Source organism: Allomuricauda sp. NFXS6 (assembly GCF_040148835.1).
In the GTDB taxonomy this organism is placed as follows: Bacteria; Bacteroidota; Bacteroidia; order Flavobacteriales; family Flavobacteriaceae; genus Flagellimonas.
Genome location: NZ_JAGEMG010000003.1, coordinates 191,701 through 213,387, shown reverse-complemented (window position 1 = coordinate 213,387; position 21,687 = coordinate 191,701). Strand labels below are relative to the sequence as shown.

General features: G+C 42.5%; 12 protein-coding genes. All 12 read right to left on the bottom strand.

Annotated features, from left to right (window positions below; all coding sequences use genetic code 11):
- Positions 1 to 24: 24 nt before the first annotated feature.
- On the bottom strand, positions 25 to 459 hold the full coding sequence (locus J4E06_RS06450) for a nuclear transport factor 2 family protein (protein ID WP_349523214.1): 435 nt from the start codon (positions 457 to 459) through the stop codon (positions 25 to 27).
- A gap of 424 nt (positions 460 to 883) precedes the next feature.
- Positions 884 to 1,654 carry a hypothetical protein gene (locus J4E06_RS06445; protein WP_349523213.1) on the bottom strand — a complete coding sequence of 257 codons (771 nt, stop codon included), beginning with the start codon at positions 1,652 to 1,654 and terminating at the stop codon, positions 884 to 886.
- Between the two features lie 115 nt (positions 1,655 to 1,769).
- The gene (locus J4E06_RS06440) at positions 1,770 to 2,936 is read right to left on the bottom strand and encodes a S41 family peptidase (protein ID WP_349523212.1); all 1,167 of its coding nucleotides are present in this window, start codon (positions 2,934 to 2,936) and stop codon (positions 1,770 to 1,772) included.
- 139 nt (positions 2,937 to 3,075) lie between these two features.
- Positions 3,076 to 4,848, bottom strand: a complete 1,773-nt coding sequence (locus J4E06_RS06435) for an Ig-like domain-containing protein (RefSeq protein ID WP_349523211.1) — start codon at positions 4,846 to 4,848, stop codon at positions 3,076 to 3,078.
- 11 nt (positions 4,849 to 4,859) lie between these two features.
- Positions 4,860 to 6,188 (bottom strand): DUF4249 domain-containing protein, encoded by a 1,329-nt coding sequence (locus J4E06_RS06430; protein ID WP_349523210.1) that lies wholly within the window; start codon positions 6,186 to 6,188, stop codon positions 4,860 to 4,862.
- Positions 6,188 to 8,956, bottom strand: coding sequence for a TonB-dependent receptor (locus J4E06_RS06425; RefSeq protein ID WP_349523209.1), 2,769 nt, complete (start codon positions 8,954 to 8,956; stop codon positions 6,188 to 6,190). Before J4E06_RS06425 ends, J4E06_RS06430 begins: the two co-directional genes overlap by 1 nt.
- 1,003 nt (positions 8,957 to 9,959) lie before the next feature.
- The gene (locus tag J4E06_RS06420) at positions 9,960 to 11,789 is read right to left on the bottom strand and encodes a serine hydrolase domain-containing protein (RefSeq protein ID WP_349523208.1); all 1,830 of its coding nucleotides are present in this window, start codon (positions 11,787 to 11,789) and stop codon (positions 9,960 to 9,962) included.
- A gap of 144 nt (positions 11,790 to 11,933) precedes the next feature.
- Entirely contained in the window at positions 11,934 to 12,905 is a 972-nt protein-coding gene (locus tag J4E06_RS06415) for a hypothetical protein (RefSeq protein WP_349523207.1), read from the bottom strand.
- Positions 12,906 to 12,923: 18 nt separating this feature from the next.
- Positions 12,924 to 14,606 carry a SusD/RagB family nutrient-binding outer membrane lipoprotein gene (locus tag J4E06_RS06410; RefSeq protein ID WP_349523206.1) on the bottom strand — a complete coding sequence of 561 codons (1,683 nt, stop codon included), beginning with the start codon at positions 14,604 to 14,606 and terminating at the stop codon, positions 12,924 to 12,926.
- A 25-nt stretch (positions 14,607 to 14,631) separates the two neighbouring features.
- Positions 14,632 to 17,901, bottom strand: coding sequence for a SusC/RagA family TonB-linked outer membrane protein (locus J4E06_RS06405; protein WP_349523205.1), 3,270 nt, complete (start codon positions 17,899 to 17,901; stop codon positions 14,632 to 14,634).
- Between the two features lie 381 nt (positions 17,902 to 18,282).
- The gene (locus J4E06_RS06400) at positions 18,283 to 18,765 is read right to left on the bottom strand and encodes a helix-turn-helix domain-containing protein (RefSeq protein WP_349523204.1); all 483 of its coding nucleotides are present in this window, start codon (positions 18,763 to 18,765) and stop codon (positions 18,283 to 18,285) included.
- A 620-nt stretch (positions 18,766 to 19,385) separates the two neighbouring features.
- Positions 19,386 to 20,480, bottom strand: a complete 1,095-nt coding sequence (locus J4E06_RS06395) for a helix-turn-helix domain-containing protein (RefSeq protein WP_349523203.1) — start codon at positions 20,478 to 20,480, stop codon at positions 19,386 to 19,388.
- Between the last annotated feature and the right edge of the window lie 1,207 nt (positions 20,481 to 21,687).

Here is a 21,687-nt window from a genome sequence, read left to right as displayed (position 1 = left end):
ATGTGATTACCGTATGCGTTTTGTTTATCCCTCAAAGTCCCAAAACACATTAATGATCTGCCATTGCCCATCCATTTTTACCAGATGTATGAATTCCTTCCATCTTAAGTTCGGGTATCCGGTCGCAAGGCTAGCCATAGCCATATTTTCAAAGATTTTGATATCGGTCACTGAATTCTTTTGTCTTTTCTTACTGAACGGAGGTTTGGTTTCCATTAATTCCTTCAGTTTTTCTGGAGGGAAATCCTCACTCATGATTTCGTTTTGACCTAATCCCCGTTTCGCTAATCGTGGGTGTAAGGATCGGTTCATTTCATCAAAATTATTCTCAAAAAAATTCTCGATATAATTCAGAATACATTTTTGAATCGCCTCCTTTTCCTTAAGATTATCTTTCGATTCCTGCGCATTGGCTGAAATAGCGAGTAGCATACAAAGTGTGAATATCAGCTTTCTCATAATTAAAAATTTATGTTATATAATCAGTTCCCAACACCGGGCCTGTCATCAATTATCTTAACAATACCCCCAATAAAAAATGGTAAAGCATTCTTCCGTGGGTTAGGGTAAATCAAATAGGTTCGGTCATTGAATCCATATGGCCCATTTTGGGAAAGAGCTTCAACTTCATCCTGATATCCCTCTTTGATTTATGGCTAAGTAAGGTACTTTAGCCGGACTCGAAATTTCAAAAGTTGCTAAGTTTGGTTTTTTTACCAAAAGCTTTTTGAAGTATCCGTTCTGCCCTGCATAAATTCATTGTTCAATAGCCTTACACGAATATTCCACTACTTACCCATCTTCACCTTTCATCACCTGAAAATTCCCCTGGTGTCTTAGGATCCACCTAGTACAGGTTTTCAACGGTGCCTCACTTGAAAAATCACTGTTGATCATATGTATCATTAAGGAATTTCAGTATTATTAGCAATTGCTCTTCCTCCTTAATGTTAATATCATTGGACTTAATAAACTTTTTAATTTCCTTGGATTGATCACCATCAAACATTTTTAAGAACTTTCTGGTGCGATTGGGTATTTCAACAATCAGGTTCCCATCACCAAAATAGCCCAAATAATACTCCGTAAATTTGGTAAACCTGGCCGGGATATCTTTGGTAAATGAGTTCTGTGCCTTTTGAGGTTCCGTAAACTTGACCGTAGTTCTCTCGAATAAATCATAGGTGTTTCCATCGTATTTTTGTAATAAGTACCCATTTATGGTAGTACCGGATTTATCCGTGAAAGTTTTAAAGGAAAGGATATCATTTCCGATTTCGATTGCAATTTTCTTGTCCTTTTGCAGTGCCCCTATTCCATTCTTAGCATCACTATCTCTTATTTCCAATTCTTCATTAAATGCATTGTAACGAAAATCAATGCGTTCAATGGCCTTATCACCGTAATAGAGTATGCCTGTCCGAAAATCGGGTGAAACATAAGGGCTTCCATTTACCTCCATGCCTCCTATTAGATTTTGCTTTTGTTTGTTCCAATTGGAACCGATCAAATATTGGTTAACTATACCGCCGGATTGACCTCCTACAGCTTCACTCCGAACTTGGCCGACATATTGTCCATATGTGATTTCCCCAATGCATACAGTAGTTGTCAATATGATTACATTTTTAAAAAAATATTTTAAATCCTTCATAAATCTTTATTTTTTATTAATTAGAAATACTGTTATCCTTTATATCAAACCGTGGTCCATCGCCACTTATTATTCGTTGTCCGACCTGCTCTTAGTGGTATTTATAAACGAATGTTCAAAACCTGTTGTTGACCTCTTTGATAACGATTTCAAGGGCTTCAGATGCATTTACAGGCATGTCAGGTTCAACCCCTTTACCTTGCCACCCTTCCCCTTTATCGAATGAAGTTCTTGTTGAATTGACCAAGAAAAATGTATGGGGCAAATCAAATACATCCACCAAGTATCCAGCTCCAGCCGTACGTTCTCCCACCACTTTGGCAAAACCAAAGGATTTGGCGTAATAGGCCATTGCCTCTGCGGCTGACTTGCTTCTATTGCTAGTCAGTATATATATGGGCCTTGCCCTATTTGCAACACTATTTTTGGCCAGGATTTTTTGGCCATCGTTCAGTACAATCGTATCATTGATCAAATAAGCGATCATATTTGAAACGGCCTTGCCATCCCCTCCACCCGATTGTCTGAGGTCAATCACAATAGCTTTTGCATTGCCAAGTGATTTTTGGATTTCTGATGCTTTACTGGCGAATAAATCATTATCCGTAAACCTCTCTATTTTAAGGTAACCAATATTGCCATCAAGCAAATTTAACTCTATGGACGGTTGGTCGCTTACCTTCTCTGAAACGTCTTCTGCCCTAAAACGAGCGTTGACTTCACTTTCAAGGCTTGGTGGTATCACCTGTAAGTGCTTGTCATTTGAAATTTCAACAAGATCTTTGGTTAGGGTTCTTGCCAGTAAATCGCCTTGTGCTATTTTTTTATAAGTATCTATGCGAGCAAGAAGACCATCCGCAATTTTTTTACCATCATTTTTATATACATAGTTGGACTTTAATTCCTCAGCTATTTTTTCCACCAATGCTATCACATGCTTTTCCTCCAAACCATACTGTAAAGGATAATCTTTGGCTTCAAACGATTTTTTGATCGACATGGTATATATGGAATTCTGGTCTGCATCATAGCTCAAAACAACTCGAACATAGCCTCCCAAATTCTCTTTGGCATAAATCTCAATGGTTTGATCGGTGAAATAGGATACCAAGTAAGGGGTTAAGCCTTCATTCTTTTGTGCCAATGCTATCATAGATGCATGATAAGCATCCCATCCATCTTTGAAAATTCCATAATTTTCCAGTGTTCCTGTTTCTCCAGAATTTACAGATTCAAACCAAGCTGCTGCGAATCTGCCAATTTCATTATCAGGAAAACTCATTTGAGCTTTCGCATCATTTTGGAGATTTGCACAAGAGCAAATACTGAAAATTGCACTTAAGTAAAATAAATATAATCTATACGTCATCAAATTATTGTTATAAAATTGAATATTCATCCTTATGTCCCTGCATGATCATTTACTTATCGATGGTGTTGGTAACCCAAATTGACTCCTGCAACGAAATTGGTTTTCCATAAAATGTAAATCCATCCAAGACCACTTCAAATTCACCTGTTAGGTCAGAGGTATAAAACTCAAACTGCAGATCCTCATCAGAAATCTCCACCTGTGGTTCCCATAAGAGAATACGTCTGTAGTCAGGAATGTTGTCTTGGTCGATTTCTTTGGCTCCATAACGTTGTTCAAAATAGCTTTTTTGCGGCAAGGGCTTTTTGATGGGAACATTGATACCATATTCAGGGGTGTAATTTTCAAAATAATCGCCTTCTATGGTATTGACCGACATGATTCCCTGAAAATTCTTTCCCGCCATCACAAACTGGTCGGGGACGGTGCTGATGGATTCAATTTTGCGTGCATCAAAGTCCTTTATTTTTTCATGGTCGGGAATGTACACCCCATCGAACAACACAATGGCCGGATAACTATTGGCCTCTTCGGTATACTTCTCAAAGTCCTGCGCAATCCGTATATAGTCACTGCCCTTACCATTGTTTCTGTACCCAGCGTAATTAAAGACCTCCACCAAAGTTTCCTGAAAGGTAGGAAAACGTGTATAATCGTCCAGATAAATGGTGTTGGGCATTCCCCCGTCAAAGGGGTCTACCGGGTCGCCCAAAAGAACAGAATCCGGCTTCACGGAAAAAAACTGGTTCTCCAATTGATTGTAAATACTGTGCTTTCTTATCGCTTCGGTGTAGGTGGGACTTAACCGAAAATCACCAAATGTGAGTCCAGAGGCATCCAAATGGGGCAAGGTTCCCAAAGATACCCGAACATCCTGCGTATGATCCGTGGGCTGGATAATGGCCCTGTGCTGCTTATAGTCCTCTCTCAGATAGGTATAAAAGTTTCCCTGTGCATCGGTAGTGGTGAATTTAAGTAAGAAACCCTCCCCGGGAACGGAAACCACCATTTTGGCATCGGACAAGGGATTTCCTCGTTTATCCGTTACATTTCCGAACAAAAGCTCCCCGCGCTGCTCAGGTAGAAAAAGGCTGTCGCCCACATTCTTGTCCAGCTCGCCCTTCACATCAAAATAGGAACGGGCATAGGATATGGCGTTTTCGGCCGGTCTCGTTTGGATATCGCCCTTTCTTTGGACCTTTAAAGTGTACGTTCCATGGCCCAATTTGGCCTTATAGTTTTTGAGCTGCAAAGTCACCTTATTGCGGGTGCCTACCCGCTTTTCTGCCAATTTGATCTGCACCACGGAGGAATCGACCGGTTGTTTTGCTTCAACAGTTGCCTTTTCGTCTTCCAACGAATCGGATAGCAGTTGCGATTGGTCTTGCTGATATGGGTTGATGATGACCAAATCATCCTTAAATACCTGCTCCATGCCATTGTTCTTCATCCATTGGGTATAACCGAGCAGTTTATAGTTTCCCGAGGGAACTTCGGTATTGACAAAGAAATCGCCATGGGACATGCCCTTTTGCAATTCTACCTTTTGCTCCAGTACGTATTTCCCTTGTTGGTTGACCAAGGCCACATACCCTACAAAGCTGATATCACTGGCCCTGTTGTTCTGTGCATTGAAACAATAAAACGCATAATACAGATATTCTCCCGTAAAGACCACGGGGCCTGTATGGTGCAGATAGACCTTTTCTTGGGGCAGACTTTTGAGATGCTGCAATTCTTCCGCACTTCTGATGACATATTGGGCTTGAACCTGAAAGGCCATTGATGTGATTACCAAGAAAATGATCCAATGCTTTTTCATAAGTTAAACGATTAATCAATCCAAAAATCGGGTTCTACGTTACTTCCCAAAAGCGTACAGTCGCCACATATCCGTGGCACCACCACATAATCGCTAGGACAGGATGCGAAGGGTACCAAGGCTTCATCATAGGTCGAAAAATAACTGATGGTTCCCAAATCCACTCTTTCTATAATAGATAGCGGACACGGATTGGGCCCCGGGTTTTGACTGCAATACGAAGGGTGTGACTCTGGAGGGGATTGATAGGCACAATTGAACGGAAATTCCGGAAGCTCCTCCCCAGGGAAAAAGTCATCAAAATCAAAAAATAAACGCTGGTCGGATACCCCAACGGCACTCACGTAGCCCAATATGTTTTCATTGGCTCCATCCTTTCGGAACACATTGGCATAAATGGCTCCGGGCTGTACCTGGGAAAATATATTTTCCGATTGTGAAAAGTTATTCAGATTGGAGTAAAAAGAAAAGGCATCGGCAGATTGTACCTGCTGTTGTACCAAAATACTATAGCGTTCCGAAATAATGAAATTATCCTTGCCGATAAAACGGACCATATGTTTGGATATGTTACCTCCGGGGTTGCCCGCTGTGCTCAATTGTATAATGGAATTGGATGCAACGGTATTGTAGCACACCCTATTTTCCACTTCCTTGGGTACGACTGATAGATTATAAGTAGGACTGGGCAATGCACACGGGTCATAATCCGTCAACCTGAACTCGTTGGCGGACCAAAGTGGCGACACGATCTTATAGGTTTCTTCGTAAGCATATCTGTAAAACTGGGTATCTCCTTCTTGCGGTTCACTGTCCACATAAATGGCAATGCCCTCTTCACCATTCTCATTGGTAGCCCTTTCAGCATATAGATTGGTCAATTCGGACCTTCCCGGTACCGTAATAGGGTCCGATGCATACTCGTTTCCATTTCGCGTAACAATCTCCAAGGTGTAGCTGGTCCCTAATTCCAAAGCAAAAGCTTGGTCGGACTGGTACAGCCCTGCTTCACTCTCAAAAAACGCATATTCCGTTCCGTCATCGCCGAAAAGGCGCACCGTTGCCCCACTTTCCGCATCCACGGAATCCCTGGGGCCCCTACCAAGGGGAATATTCGGGTTGTAAATCGTATCCGTCTCCAAATCCAAGCGTTGGCTGCTCCTGCTCAAATAGACTTTTTGGTTGATGACCTCATCACTGAGAACCGCTTCTATGACCAGCGAAGGTGCCTCATCATCATTACCCAAGGTCTCAATCTCCAATTCGTCCACACAGGCAACTAACAGTATCAAGGTGACCCAACCCAACATGATTCGATATATGATCTTAGTGAAATTCATCAAAACTTGAAATTATAGGTAATCGATGGTATGGGCATAGCAAAGATGGAGCTTTGCAAGGCCTTTACCTCTCCACTATCGGTCACAAAAAATACCGAATACGGATTGTTCCTGCCCAGCACGTTGTACACCTGAATGGTGATGAAGCTATGGGCCAACTTGTTCTTTCTATGGTTGCCCTCAATATTGATGCCCAGGTCCAAACGGTAGTAATCGGGTATCCTGAACGCATTTCTATCACTAAAAGCGACAAAGTCCGCATTGTTGAACCTAAAGGTTCCCACCGGATAGGTCACCGGACGCCCTGTCTGATAGGTAAAGTTCATCGAAACGCTGTACCTCTGGGTAAACTTGTAGTTGGCGATAACGCTCAGGTCGTGGGGCTTATCAAAATTGGACGGAAAAAACTCGCCGTCATTGATGCGCTCCTCCGGGGTACTGCCATCGAACCGATATTTGGAACGGGAGTAGGTATAACTGAGCCACCCATTGAAATCACCACGGTTTTTCCGCAGAAGGAATTCGACACCATAAGCTTTTCCCTGGCCTTGGAGCACCTCGGTCTCCACATTTTCGTTCAACAATAGGTCGGCCCCCGTTTTAAAATCCAGCACGTCCTCCATACGCTTGTAATATCCCTCCAGGCTGAGTTCATACATATTGTCGTTGAAGTTTTTGAAGAATCCAAAGGTGGCCTGATATCCCCTTTGGGGCGCTATGTTCAGGTCCGATAGTTTCCATGTATCGATGGGCGATACCGTGGTATTGTTGGACAGCGTATGTATAAATTGATAGGAATTGTTGAAGCTGGTCTTTACTGAAAAATCGTCCGTTATCAGGTACCGTGCGGAAAATCGTGCCTCCGGCCCGCCATAGGTTTCGATAAATTCTCCAGAGCCGTAGGATATGGTGTCCTGTACGGTCGACCGGTTTCGTGGGGCGCCATCCTGATAGGTGTTTTGCGTTCCTTCCCCCAGGGCCGCATAAAAGGCGTAGCGCACGCCAACATTGAACAGCAGCCTGTCCGATGCCCGAAACTCGTCCCCAATGAAAAGAGCGCCTTCCAGGGCCTGCTCCCTGTCTATGGAAACAGGGGCGATATTGGAATTGTTACCTGTTGGCCTGACGTCTCCCGGCTGTGAGGAATAAAATTTTGCCGAGAGGCCATAATCCAACGTATGGGCACTGTTCAATCGCGTATTCAGTTTGTACCTCAGCTCGGATTCGTTGATGGTATAGTCCAGCTCAAAGTTGCCATTTCCTTCGCCTTCGTAGTCGATCCCGAAATTATAGCTGCTGTGGCTCCCCGTCAGCACCCCGGTGGTGTTCTGGTTGAGCTTGTGCGCCCAGCGGACCGAGCCCAACCGATTGCTGTAATTGTACAGGGAATCTGAAGTGATGCTGAAATTGTCCCGACTGTAGTAGGCCGTGCCCCTGATCTCGCTGTTCTCGTTGTACTTATGGTGGTATTTTACGATACCGTCAAAGAACGAGGCTTCGCTATTGCTCAATGACTCTTCGTCCAAGGATCGCAATATCCAATCGGCATAAACGCCCCTGCCCCCTATCACCAAGGAAGAGACGTCCTTTTTCAATGGAATTTCAAGGGCCAGGTTTCCGGTCACGGGCCCAATGGATCCCTCCCCTGATATTTTTTCGGTGTTCCCATTTTTGGTTTCGATGTCCAACACGGAGGAGAGCCTTCCCCCGAATTCCATGGGCGCGGCCCCTTTGTAAATGTTCACCTTTTCCGTGGTGAACGGGTTGAGGGCTTGAAAAATGCCAAAAAAATGGGTGGGATTGTAAAGCACCGCATCATCCAACAGCACCAGGTTTTGATCGGTCTTGCCCCCTCTTACGTTCAGTCCCGTCGCCCCTTCGCCGGCCGATGATATGCCGGGAAGTGCCTTGGCCACTTCCAGAATGTTTCTTTCCCCGAGCACCAAGGGAATGTCCTTGGTGTCTTCGGAGCTGATCTCCTCACTGCCCGAAATGGCATCCTCCACATTGCTCACCGCATCGGCCTCCACTACTACCTCATCCAACTGTTCCAAACTTTCCTGTAGCACGAAATCCAAAGTGCCATCGTTGTACATGATCACCTCGCGCTCTGAATCCTGGATTCCCATCGCACTGGTAGCAACTATATTGTATCCTGCGGGAAGTCCCAGTTCATAGGCTCCCCGTTCATCCGTAACTGCCACCCGTCCACCACTCCTTATAGCCAGATCCGGAATGGGCGTACCATTCTCCGCATTGTATACACGGCCGGATAATCGATAGCTAGACCTTAGGTCCTGTTCGTCTGCACGCCCTACCCTGGCAATGGGCAATTGTTGCTGCCGAAGAGAAACCTCATCCTGAAAAAAGGTCGGTGGCGGAAGGTTGCCCCTGACTTCAACGGTTCTGGATTCCAAAACGCTATCGCTCTGTTGATAGAAACTTATGGGCAGCTGATCATAGATGATGGTGTTTTGCAACAGGAACACCCTTTTTTCCTCTTCCAGGATGTAATAGTTCAATGAGGTATCGGATAAAACGGTATCCAAAATCTCGGATAGGGAAGCGTTGGGGATATTTTCTGGCAGTTCCAACTCATCAATCCAATCTTGGAGGTAGAAAAAAGTATATCCTGATTTTTCCTGTAATTCTTGAAAAAACCCATTTGGGTTTGCTGTATTCTGGGAAAACATCAATTGTACCATCAAGAAAATGGCAAACCAACTTCCCTTTTTCGGAATCAATAATAATCTATTAAAAAAATCCATTCAAATTGGCATTACATGATATTTGGTATGATGCCCAGTGTCTATAAATATTTGTCAATTATCATTTCAAACTTGTTTGCCAACTAACATAAATGTCCAAGATTATTCTGTTACACCAATTCAATTACAATATTAATCGATTGGTCTTGTTTTCAGTTAGCTAAACAAAGTATCCGCTCTAAGTAATCAAATATTTCCGTTTAGTATTGCGAAATCCAATTTCGATTATTCCGAGATCATGATGTTGGACTATTTAAAGCTTTCTGCCCCTGTTTTTAAGGTAGGGTTGTCAAAGCAAACATTAATTCATCTACCAACGGTCCATTTGTCTTGTGATAACAGGAAAAAGTTTAAAAAGAATAGACCGTGCAGTATAAAGGATACGAATACGCTATATGAAAACCTCCGATAGATACAGCCAATCAAATGTGTCATCTGTCTTTAAGCCTCAATCCTTTTCAAGAAATAAATTCTTAAGCTTCTACACATGTCCAATATAAACCAAGAAAACATAGGTTATTATAGTTGTCTTTATGCACATGGATATAATGAAATAGGAAAAAAGAAATTGTTTATCTCCATCTTGGCTACATGTCATCAAAAGAATAAAAGGCAACAAGGACCAAAAAAGTTACGATGACCACACGATAGAAGTATGTCACCAAAAGCTTGATTGATTTTTTCAAAAAATCATTGATATTGTCCGATATAACTATCCTTTTTAATGAAACAATGGTATAACCATTAAGCCCGCAACTTATCCCGGCAGGCATCAAAACACTCCTGGGAAATCTACATATATAACAAGAACAAGTTTTACTTACCTACCCATGATGCCGTAATGAAATCCAAAAATAGTTTCTCAAGGGAGGCCATCACGAAGTTGTCCATCCCTACTGAACTTGGGTATCACCTAATGAGCCCGGTAGGTCTTAAATGAATGGGCAGCCATAAGTAAACCTACCCAATCATTTGATCAACTTAAACACTTTTGGGATGATGTCTATTCTAAGTTTTTAATTTGTTCCCGGACCCATTCAATCCAGCTTTCATTTTTATTATCCTCTTTCAATAATTTGTTCAGGGTTATTTCAAAATTATCCACGGCCTTTGCATTATCCCCATTTTTCATGTATGCCTTGGCCAAACCATTATAGGCATGGACGCTATTTGGGAAAAGTTCAACCATGGCTTGAAAGATTCTAATCGCATTGACTGCATTATCCTTGTTCAATTCGGCACTTCCTTCCCTAAAAAAATAGCTTTCACTTGCCAAATCACTCCGTGGGTAATCTTTTACAATTTGTTGGTATTCCGATAAGAATCGTTGATAATTACCATCAAGGAGGTATTCCAAGGGTAACTTTTCACCAACCTTAAAGAAACTATAATTGACATCCGTATAAACACCATTTTGAAATATGACCGATAAATACGGTTTGTTGTCCGCAGGGTTGACCTGATTAAACCTCAATAATCTATTTGATTCATCAACCCTAAACGTATTGTGGCCTAAATAAAACAGTTCCAAAGTTCTACCCCCATCGAAGTTATTTACCCAAAGTTTGCCGTCAACGTACTCAATGGGAATTAATTCGGTAAAATTGGAACTGCAATAATTGCCTGCCAACTGTTTCCCTAGACTGGGGTTAATTAAATCATATACTGCAGTATCCAAAGGTATTTTCCAGCCTTTGGATTCAATAATTTTGTCCCTTATGGCATTCTCAACCGCTATTCTAATTCGATTGCCTGCATTGCCAAGAACCACAATGCCATTACCATTTTTCATGGTCCCGTACACATAACCTCCCATGCCGGCATTTGCCCCACCATGTGAAAACCAATCCCTATTTCCGAATCTATATCTTCGTTCCCAACCTAAACTCCATCCACCCATAATATCGGTTGTTATCACGTTTGTAACTCGATTGGCACTAGCATTGGAAATAATGTCAGTTTTGAATCCTGCCAGAGCCTTTTGTATTTCAATGATAATCAAGGACAATTCTTCAGGAGTACTCCAAAGCCCGGATGGTGCAAGTTGTGGGGTGATTTGTATTCCATCGCGAATCATAGCACCATGATCATCATGTGATTTGGCTATATTCTTATAATCAAACTGTGGTTCGTTGGGCTGATAGAAGGTGGTGTTTTTCAATTTCAGCGGTTCAAACAGGTGCTTTTCAGCAATTTCAGCAAATGGTTTCCCTAGATGATCTTCAAGGGCAATTTGAGCAATGACGTAGCCTCCCCCACTATATCTCCAAGAGGTCCCTGGAACATCTAAAAACCTTAGGGCTTGATTCCCTCCAGCAATTTGTCCGTTCAAACTTTGAACCAGTGTGGGAATGGAGTCACCAGAGTAAAAGTCAATGTGGCCATGTTGACTTGTTCCACCTGTGTGACTCAACAAATGCTCTATGGTAAGGGTTATTCCCGCATTTTTATCATTGACAGGAATCTTCCACCTTTTTAGGTATGATGACACATTTGCTTTTAAATCAATGAGCCCTTTATCTTCTAAAATAGCAAATAACAGTGCTGATATTGGCTTCGCTATTGAAGCCGTACAAAATATCGTGTTTTTGTTCATCCTTTCTTTTGAAATGATGTCTTTTACTCCCCAGGTTTGTATGTCCTTTAATTGGTAGTTTTCAAAAGTGGCCAAACTTATGCCATGGATATTATTTTGCTTCATAGCGTTAGCCACCGACAAAGAAGCGCCACCCAAATCAATATAAAGACTATCATAAGGATTCACGAGATGTTGTGAAAAACCTTTAAGTATGACTGAAAAGATGAATAGTTTTATCAAAATTGTTTTTTTCATTTCATCCTTATTTTAAATGTCGTTTTTTTTGCTTTGGAAAATACTTGCATTTATGGAACTGGTGAATTATTAAAATTAAACAATAAACCCTTGTAACTGTACAAGGGTTTATTGTTTACATATCAATTAAATAAAAATTACTATTTACATCTTTGTTAAGGTAGCCGTCATAACTACGGGTCCACCACCGCAAGCGCTTCCTTCATTTTCGACGAATACAATCGTGATAACCGAATCGTCGGCTGTATCGTAAGTACCTTTGTCCACGTCGTCACCGACTGGTCCTAATGTAATATCGACACCTGAACAGGCAAGACCAGTTCCTTGACCTGCCAATGCAATGGTCTCTCCACATATCATCTCGAATGCGAAAGCTTCTGGACCATTACCTATGGCAGCCGCTTCTATATAAGTTGCTTCAAAGACACGTTGGGTACTTGTTTCTCCAACGGACAGCGTAACTGTTTGGTCGTTCCATAAGGGAACACCACCTAAAGGACTGTCTGGTGTAACAGTTAAACTGTACTCACCAACAAACTGATCAGCACCAACGGGACAAATAACTGTTGGTGTGTACAAAAAGGGGGAACTAAAAAAGGAACCGGTCAAAGTACCCGTATTGTCATCAAAGGAAAATCTTCTTCCATCGGTTAAAATCAACTCGAATCGAATGGCGAATTGGTCGCCCCCTGTGATGTCGGCATTGGTTCTGCCCACATAGTCAAGCATATCCGTTAACGTTATCGAATAACTGAATCTAGGCAATCCAAAAGGGCCGGTCGTAAACTCAGATGAAGGTATCGTACCATAAAGACTTTCATCGACATCGGTACCCGGGCCAACATCTTCGGTGTTGTCCCTGAACCCGACATAAACATCAACTTGGTCCACCAATGCCCCATCTTCCTTATCCTGTATCTCAAGTTCCACGGAAAAACCAGCAGAATCATCGCCAATGGGCAATTCATTGGAAATTAGGCTTGTTGTTCTCAACACAGCACCTCTTGAGGTCTCAGCGGTGACCTGGTCAATGACCGCATCACCTTCATCACAGGATGTTGCCAACAGTGCAGCTCCCGCGAAGAGTATCGTAATATATTTAAAACAATTTTTCATATTATATGTTTTTTATTTTTAGTTAGCAGGTGGAAACGTTGGACTTGCCGGATTGGTGTCCCAAAATACCTGCTGCGTCATTGTTTGTTTCTGTGTCAGCGAAGGGTTGGTCACCACCTCGCTCTGCGGGTATAGGAAGGTTCTTGGGAACGGTCCGGGATTGGCTTCCCAGTTGGGCAGCACCGTGGTCGGATAACCCGTTTTCCTATAATAATTGTAGGCTTCCGTTGCCCCTCCGTACAATGTCGTAAAGTACTGCTCGGCAAAGATGTTTTCCTTGTCGTCCCCTGTTGCTGCGTTGAAATCGGCAATGATACCGTCAATATAAGCGGTCACGGCAGCTGCATCAGCTCCAACGGAAAGGTCTGCATTGACGTCCAATGCTCCAAAGGACCGTACCTTGGCAATGGACTTTTCCAATGCACTTCGCATCAATGTGGCACGTTCGGCATCGCTGGTCGACATATCGGCCCTCCAAAAGTCGACATAGGAGGATAGGATAATGGGCTCGATACCGGCTCCACCGCCGCCTGCACCAAGGCCCACGACACCGAAACTGCTATCGTCGAACCTACCGCCTGCTGGATATACCCCAACAGCTGTTCTGAAGAAGTTATCGGGAGGCGTACCCTCATCGTTCCCGTGAGACCTGCCCCAGTACCCATTGGGTACACTGCAATAGGTGAATCCTCCATCTTGGTAGTGCTGTGGCGGCACGGCCAAGGAGCAGACCAAGGTTTCTTCATTGGCCGGAGCATCGGCACCTGGAGTGGCATCGGTCTGTCTATAGAAATAATAGCGGATACGCGGATCGTCATTGTTCAGCATCAACTCCATCAACCAGTTGGATTGGTAAATGTTCGCTCCGGAAGGTGTATAATCCTGAGCGTAATCAGGATGACGGGTATCAGGCTGCAGTTCGCTGGTCCCGTACTGGAACTCAAAATCATCATCTGCAGAGGAAATGTAGTTTCCATCGGCGATAACGGCATTGAAATTGGCCGTATCGCCTGTGGTCACATAGGCCTTCAACCTGATGGTGTTCACGAGCTTCAACCATTTTGAGGTATCCCCACCGTAAAAAAGATCATCGGCACCCAAGGTCAAAGGATTTCCGGACAATAGGCCTTCCGCTTCATCCAAAAGTCCTAATGCGGTAGCATAAACGGCAGCACCATCGTCCAAGGTCGGGGCAGGAAACTCATCCGGGTTGCCAAATTGGCTATAAGCAGTTTCACCCAGGTAATCCACCAACAGCATCAACATATGAGCCTGTAGTGTCTTTGCCACCCCTAAGTGAAAGGAATAATCCGTTTCACTTTCGTCGTTGATTACCTCCAGTGTATTGATATTGGTAAACATCCCAACGGAGATGGACGCATCCACAGGGTCATTCACATCGCTCAACCCACTACTATAAGTTCTCCGCCAGATCTGGTTAAAGGTGTTACCAGGATAGTTGTTGAAATAATCCCTACCTAACATATAGTCGATACGGGTGAGTTCTGCACCTATGTCGCTAATATCGTCCATATTGGATGCGTATGCCAACTGTATGGAGTTCAACAGGAGGTTGGGGTCTGCCTGGTCGGCAGCAAGATCGTTCGGACTTACCCTTAAGTCCAGTTCGGTCGTTTCACAGGCATTGAAAGTGAGGCCTGCGAAGAAAACCATCGAAATATATTTTAAATAATTTTTCATAATGCTATATCATTAACAATTTTTATTAGAACGATGCTCTTACCGTGAATCCGTACCTACGTTGTGATGGCCCGTTCATAAAGTCGAAACCACGTCCGTTGCCGATACCGATACCTGCCACGTTGGGGTCGAAATTGGCCCCATCGGGAGTGTTGTAGGCATCATACCATAGGTTGAAGCCCTGTGCGGTCAAGGTCAAGGATCCAAAAGGTGTATTGTCCAAGAACTTCTTTGGGAAGGAGTAGGACAAAGAGACCTCTTGCAAACGGATGACCGATGCGTCATAGATCTTCAATTCCGCAGGACCGAACAACAGGTTGGTGAAATAATAGGTAGAGTTGTTGATCTGCTTGTTGTTGGGCTCTCCTGTAGATTGGCTCACACCGGGCAGGATATAGGTGTTTTCCCTGTCAACGGTTTCTGTGATCAGACCTCTACCCAATAGGGTCGCAATGGTACTGGACATGATGTCCCCGCCTTTCACGTGCTGTATCTGGAAACCTAGGCTCCAGTTCTTATAGGAAAGGTTGTTGAATACGTTCATGGTATAGTCGGGAATGGCATCCCCGATGATCGGCACATTGCCCTCATTGTCCTGTTCCACAATTACGTAGTTACCTCCATTGTTGACCTGGTAGTTGCCGTTTTCGTCACGTCCGATGGCCGTACCTACGATGGTACCCAGGGACTCGCCTTCGATGGCGGCGTTCGCCCCCACAAAAAGTGCTGTACTACCGGCGTAGAATATGATGTCCTCCTCTTGCTCTTCCACTACCTCTTCGTTGGCGAAGAAGTTGGCCCTTGCGTTCCAGTTGAACCCGTCGGCACCTCCTCGGAAGATATCGACTCCCAGGTCGGCCTCGATACCCTTGTTGCTTATCTGTCCGATGTTGCTCTGGGTCAAGGTAAACCCTGTAGAGGGAGGAAGTGGCTGGCTCACGATCAAATCATCTGTTCTTCTGTCGTAATAGGTGAAATCAAAGGATACCCTATTCTGCCAAAAACGGGACTCGATACCCACCTCGAACTCTTTTAAAAGCTCAGGTTTTAAATCGGGATTGGCCCTGAAATTATCCACCTGATTAGTGGTTATACCACCATCATCACCATATACCTGGGTCGTTTGTTCAACCACACTTACGGTTGGATAGCCCGTTGGGAAGTTTGCAGAAGTTGCGTAACCTGCTCTCAACTTCAAATAGTTCAGCCCATTTTCGGACTGTAGCTCCCTAAAGGCCGCTGTGGGCAGGAAGGAAACACTTACACCTGGATAGGTCAAGCTCCTGTTTTCCGTTACCAGGTTGGATACCCAGTCGGTCCTGCTGTTCAGGTTCAGGAACAACATATTATCGTAATCAAAGGATACCTGTCCCAATAGTCCCACAATGTTACGTTTTTGGGAGAACTGGATGGGCAATTGGTTTTCAAAATTAAAGTGCCTTTTGATACCGTACACGATCTGTCCGGTACTTGCAACGCCCTGTCGATCAAAGAAATCGGAACGTGCATTGGCACCTGCAATAAAGGTCATTCCGATCTTTTCCGAAAGATCGTAATTTCCATCAAGTGCCACATAGTGGTCCCAGATGGTATTGTTGTTGTCGTAGGTGTTCAAGAATCCGAATATGGCCTGGGTGAACTCTACGCCCCCCTTGTTGGAGGCATTGACGTTTCTTTCGTTATAGTAATCAAGACCGGTTCTCCATGTAAGCCCAAGGTTCTCGTTTATTTCGTAGTTCAATGATGCATTGAAGTTGAACCTGTTGGTCAGGTTGTTGTAAGTTACGTTCTTTGCCGTCCATCTCGGATTGATGATATCGTTTCCGTCACGATAGTAGATACTGGAACCGTCCTCTGGTTGTTCAAAGGGGAGTCCCATCAAATCCACACTTCGCGGCGTGAACAGTACATTACCGAATACGGAAAGCCCTAATGATCCGTTCCCCCTACTCGCTGCAATGGGAGGTGATTTTACGTCACTCCTTGCGTAGTTGGCCGTTGCTTGTACGGAAAACTTATTCGACAGCTGTGATTTTCCACCCACGGAAAAGTTGAAACGGTTCAACGAGTTGCCCGGCGTAAAGCCCTCTTCGTCCAAGTATCCGATGTTGGCGTTGAAGGTGGTTTTGCCATCCTCGGAGCTGCCTGCAATGTTCACCGAGGTGTTCAAGGTTCTACCCGGGGCCATAAACTCCTCAACGGAATTGTAAGGCTTCCAGTCATATCTTTGGTTGGCAAACTGCTGTGCCAAGGCACTGGTACCTGTATTGGGCCCATCAGGGTTCAAGAAAGCAGAGGATGCATAAGGGTGCAATAGGGTGCCCTGGTCATCGATTGCCGGTTGGTTGCCCCATCCGGAAATACCGTCACGGTCAAAGCTTGGTCCCCAGTTACTGAAGAACCATCCAAAGGATTGGTCGAAACCGTTACCGTACTGATCTTGGTAATCGGGCAAAGAAGCGAACTCGTTCGTGAAGACCGATTGGCTCACGGTGATCTCGGTCTTCTTGGCGCCGCCGCCCTGTCCCGCTCCGGCCTTGGTGGTGATCAATATCACACCGTTACGGCCCAAGGTTCCATAGAGTGTTGTTGCGGCCAGCCCCTTCAACACCTCCACATTGGCGATGTTGTTCGGGTCAAGGTCCAAGAAACGCGATGGGGCAGGGTTTCCGTCCAAGAAATCATCTGTCGAATTACCATCATTACTACCAGGGGAATTATTGTCGTTACTAAAAGGTACCCCGTCAACAATGAAAAGGGCTTGGTTACTTCCACTGAAGGAACTAAATCCCCTGATTGTAACATTGGTACCGGAACCGGAAGTACCTCCCCCTGAAGTAATCTGCACACCAGCAGCCTTACCGTTAAGTACTCTGGCGACATCCCCCTCTGATCTATTCTCAATTTGATCGGCTCCAACCGATGTTACCGAGTATCCAAGTGCCTTTTTCTCTCGTTTGATTCCTTGCGCGGTGACCACAACTTCTTCCAAGGCTTGCGCATCCTCCGACATTTGTACATTAATAATTTTAGTATCACCTACCGTACGGCGCTCCACCTTTTGGCCAATGTAAGTGAACATAAGAGTCTGTCCAACACTAGCGTTGATTGCATAGTTTCCATCAAAATCTGTTTGGGTACCTGTACTGGTGCCTTCAACGACAATGTTGACCCCAGGCAACGGTATCCCTGCGGCGTCCGTAACTGTACCTGTGATGTTTTTTTCCTGACCATATGTTTGGCTGCTGATAGCAACGACAAACAACAAGGACAGAAGTCTGAGTTTCTGTTTCATAAATTTGAGTTTTAGTTAGAATATTTACAATTGAGAAAGGAGGGCGGTAAAGAAAAGTGGATCGCTAAATCAAATAATGTTACCAATGAGAACAAAACTTTTGCTCACTATTATGGTAGGGTTTCTCACCACCCAACCTTTACAATTGCTCTGTAAAGAATGGAATATTCAGTGAGTATGGATTAACGAATTACAATTCGTTGTTTATAATTTCACAATATGTTGACTGCAGGTATATCATTACAATATGCGACCAATCAGAAAAGGCAGGAACGCTCATATAACCCCTTCCACATGTAATAGCATAGCTGTTCGCGCGTTTTGACAGGAGATTGTTAGCCCCAAAATCCCTGGCGCGAATCCCGGGGGGTGATAAAAAAGTTATGAATTTTGGTACAGTGCACCTTGGATGGCCAAAAAATCGGTGGGCGTCAGGTTATCGGTATATTTCTTGAAAGCCCGGTTAAAGGTAGTAGAGTTATTAAAGCCCACGTCATACATCACATCACTGATTTGAAAATCACTTTGGGACAAAAACAACTCTCTCGCCCTTTCAATTCGGTATTTATTGACAAGAGAGTTAAAGTCCATACCAAACTCTTGATTGATTATCTTGGATGTTTGATGTTTTGGAAGTCCTATCAGTTTCGATAAATCCTCCATTTTAAAATTGGAGTTAGTGTAATGCTCATTAATCTCCAACTCTGTAATGATTCTATTTTTTATATCCCGTGCCAATTCCTTTGAAACTCCATTTTTATCGACGCTAGGTTCCTTTAGTCTGATTTTGGGCAATTGAGACCTATAATCTCCATCTGGATTTCTTTCTTGGGTAAGATGTATTTTCTTTGATAATGATTTCAAATAAAACACTATTGAACACAATAAAACGACAATAATTGAAAGCAATATATCAGAAAACATGATTGTTTAACTTTTTGGCCTACTTTGTTTTAATAAAAATCAATTTGTCCTAAAGTCGGGGGGAGTAGAGCCCATTGCGAGCAATCATTCTAGGACTTAGAACACTTTAAAATTACCAACAGCACTTAAATCTTGGGGTTATAACAGCTTCTAAAATGTCCATGATTATGATTTTGAACTCTTTTTCGGTACACACAATTTTTTTGCTGTTCCATACTTAGGAGGAAAGTCCACGATTGACTTTGGGAACAAAATGGATATTCTGTTTTGTCGATGGAGAGAAAAGAACCTGATTAACTTTATAAAGCGGAAAACCTAGAAAAATGTCCTTGTTCATGATTCCGGATTAGAAGTATTTGAGGGTTCAGCCAAGGAATGTTTTATTTGCTTCTGTTAAGTGGAGATAAATAATATTAGCTTGCTAGCTCTTCATTATTTTTGGATTAGTCCCCTTTCTCCACTTTACTTTTTTTGTTTTATATGGATAAGGGCTTAGTCTCAGGCTTTGATTTAGGAAGCTTAGACTATTTCCTATGCTGAGAGAGATAGAAACCAGCTACCTAACCAACATGTCGTCGTACTTTTTTTCTATATGCATTGGGAGTCATTCCAACTTTTCTTTTAAACACTCCGTAAAAATTGGACTTCGAATTAAAACCGGACATGTACATGATTTCCTTGATACTTAAATCATCCTCTGACCGCAGCAATAATTCTTTTGCATGGTTAAGTCGATACGTATTTACAAAATCCGAAAAGTTATTTCCGTAGGTCGTATTGATAACTTGTGAGACAACCCTTGGCGATAGATCCAAACGCTCTCCCACCTCTTCCATTGTTAGGTCGGGCTTCAAATACAAATTATGCTTGGCAACTTCATCCGATATGACTTTTGCCAATTTTTTTATTTCAAATTCACTAAGTTTAGAGTTTTTGTACTTCTCATCATCATTTCCACCCTCCACCATAGACGAAGTTTTCTGAGGGACTGCATCAATTGAGAAACCTTTAAAAAGAAAAGGATTTGACATCCCATAAAAAACAATTCCATACACCAAAATAAGTTCACTGGTCAAAAAAAGATACACTACATATGATTCCTCGAACATGGAAATATAACGGTTGATCAGTACAGCGGACCAAATAAGCATCATTAAAAGAAATGATCCATTCACATGAATCAAGAGAGAGGACTCCAATCGCGGTGTTTTTGTATTCCGGATACTGATCAAGTTGTAAGCGATGATAAAAACAGCAAGACCCAAGTTGATAAAGGTCCTTAGATCATTTAGTTTAAGTCCATATATGTTTTCAACAATGAGGATGACGATTGGTGGAATGAATAAGCTAAAGATCCAGCTAGTTTTTTTTTGAAAACTATTGGCCCTCACCAAATAATGCTTGGTAAACAGAAACAGTAATACGCAATACGTATACATTAAGAGCGACAAGAATTCAACCTTTTCATTGAATACCTCAAGGACAGGGAAAAGACGCTTCGCCAAAAGATAAAAATGATGAATTCCAAGTAAACCCATAAAGAGGGCGAGGTATAATACCCCTATATTTTTTTTGTTGGGAATAATCAACAAAAATGTCCCTACAAGTAATAGAATACTGGCGGATGAAAACTCCAATAAGATTTGAATATTCATTTGCAATACATTTTGTTCCCTTAGTATGGTTCAGAAAAGGCATATTCCTACCCGAATCCAATTATCTATAATCAAAGCATATTTTTTTTATACTTATTTTCGGCAATTACATTATCGGCAAAAGCGACACTTTATGGGATACATTTATAAACTGGTCAACAAAAACAATACACGGTCACAAGAATCAACAGAAAGATATGCCCCATTCATGATTATGGAATGTTAAAAATGAATGAACTTATCGGTGACATTTAAGTGCTTTAAAAATGGTCAAATCATTTTACCTCGCCCATGATGCTCTTCGTTGGAGGTTCAATAGTAATCAGCAATGGACAATATCTTTCTGTTGATCCATTGTTCATTTTATCTTTTCCTTTTTTTGGTTTCCCTCTGAGAATCCTATAAACACTATCATTTTAAAATCCATATCAATCCAATCATCCATCATACTTCTTTCTAATATCAAAGACCAAATCCCATGCAATTTTGCTGCACTTAGCAGTCACATGGTTATGCTTCATTTAGAAACTTCTAGACCTATCGCTTGGGGCTCAGGTTTAATCCAATGTGCCTTGTCCAAGCCATTTTGGTCTAATTTGTGCCTTTAAGATTTTTCGGCTTAAACTTTTCTCGAACAATACTAAGAATAAGAGGGGGGAAATATTGTTCCAATATTGCTAATTTCCAGATATAACTTCAGGTATGTGGATAATAAGGAAGATACACAGCCTATTTCTTTAAAATCGAGTTTTAAATCATCCAAAGCTTTAATCCTCCAATGATACCAGGTCATATTCAGGTCAAAGTTTTTTTTCAACACTTTGTCAAAAGACATCTCATTTAACATTAATTTTACTTATTTTCATTAGAAAATTTAAGAATAATCTTAGTCTAAATAGTCTAGCAAGGGAAAACATAATAGCGTTCAATAACAACGATCTCCCTGGGTTTCCTGAAAGATTTGATAATGAAATCTACCTTTCAAGAGCTAAGACTATTGAAAACAATCATGCGAACTTCTTCCTCATATGTGATTAAGTACCTTTTTATACCTTTAGCATTAGAAATAACAAACATAATGGGATTTCTATACGCTTCTTACTCTTGTCCGATACTGTTGTAGCGTTTTCAACTGAAGGTAAGTTGCTCGTTGAGACATCTAGAATAACATTGATTCCAAAATTGATAGTTCTTTTGGCAACATCAG

What these genes read in the sequence shown, in the direction of transcription:
- J4E06_RS06450 (WP_349523214.1), bottom strand. Translation starts at nt 459, where the DNA reads ATGAGAAAGCTGATATTCACACTTTGTATGCTACTCGCTATTTCAGCC.
- J4E06_RS06445 (WP_349523213.1), bottom strand. Translation starts at nt 1,654, where the DNA reads ATGAAGGATTTAAAATATTTTTTTAAAAATGTAATCATATTGACAACT.
- J4E06_RS06440 (WP_349523212.1), bottom strand. Translation starts at nt 2,936, where the DNA reads ATGAGTTTTCCTGATAATGAAATTGGCAGATTCGCAGCAGCTTGGTTT.
- J4E06_RS06435 (WP_349523211.1), bottom strand. Translation starts at nt 4,848, where the DNA reads ATGAAAAAGCATTGGATCATTTTCTTGGTAATCACATCAATGGCCTTT.
- J4E06_RS06430 (WP_349523210.1), bottom strand. Translation starts at nt 6,188, where the DNA reads ATGAATTTCACTAAGATCATATATCGAATCATGTTGGGTTGGGTCACC.
- J4E06_RS06425 (WP_349523209.1), bottom strand. Translation starts at nt 8,956, where the DNA reads ATGGATTTTTTTAATAGATTATTATTGATTCCGAAAAAGGGAAGTTGG.
- J4E06_RS06420 (WP_349523208.1), bottom strand. Translation starts at nt 11,789, where the DNA reads ATGAAAAAAACAATTTTGATAAAACTATTCATCTTTTCAGTCATACTT.
- J4E06_RS06415 (WP_349523207.1), bottom strand. Translation starts at nt 12,905, where the DNA reads ATGAAAAATTGTTTTAAATATATTACGATACTCTTCGCGGGAGCTGCA.
- J4E06_RS06410 (WP_349523206.1), bottom strand. Translation starts at nt 14,606, where the DNA reads ATGAAAAATTATTTAAAATATATTTCGATGGTTTTCTTCGCAGGCCTC.
- J4E06_RS06405 (WP_349523205.1), bottom strand. Translation starts at nt 17,901, where the DNA reads ATGAAACAGAAACTCAGACTTCTGTCCTTGTTGTTTGTCGTTGCTATC.
- J4E06_RS06395 (WP_349523203.1), bottom strand. Translation starts at nt 20,480, where the DNA reads ATGAATATTCAAATCTTATTGGAGTTTTCATCCGCCAGTATTCTATTA.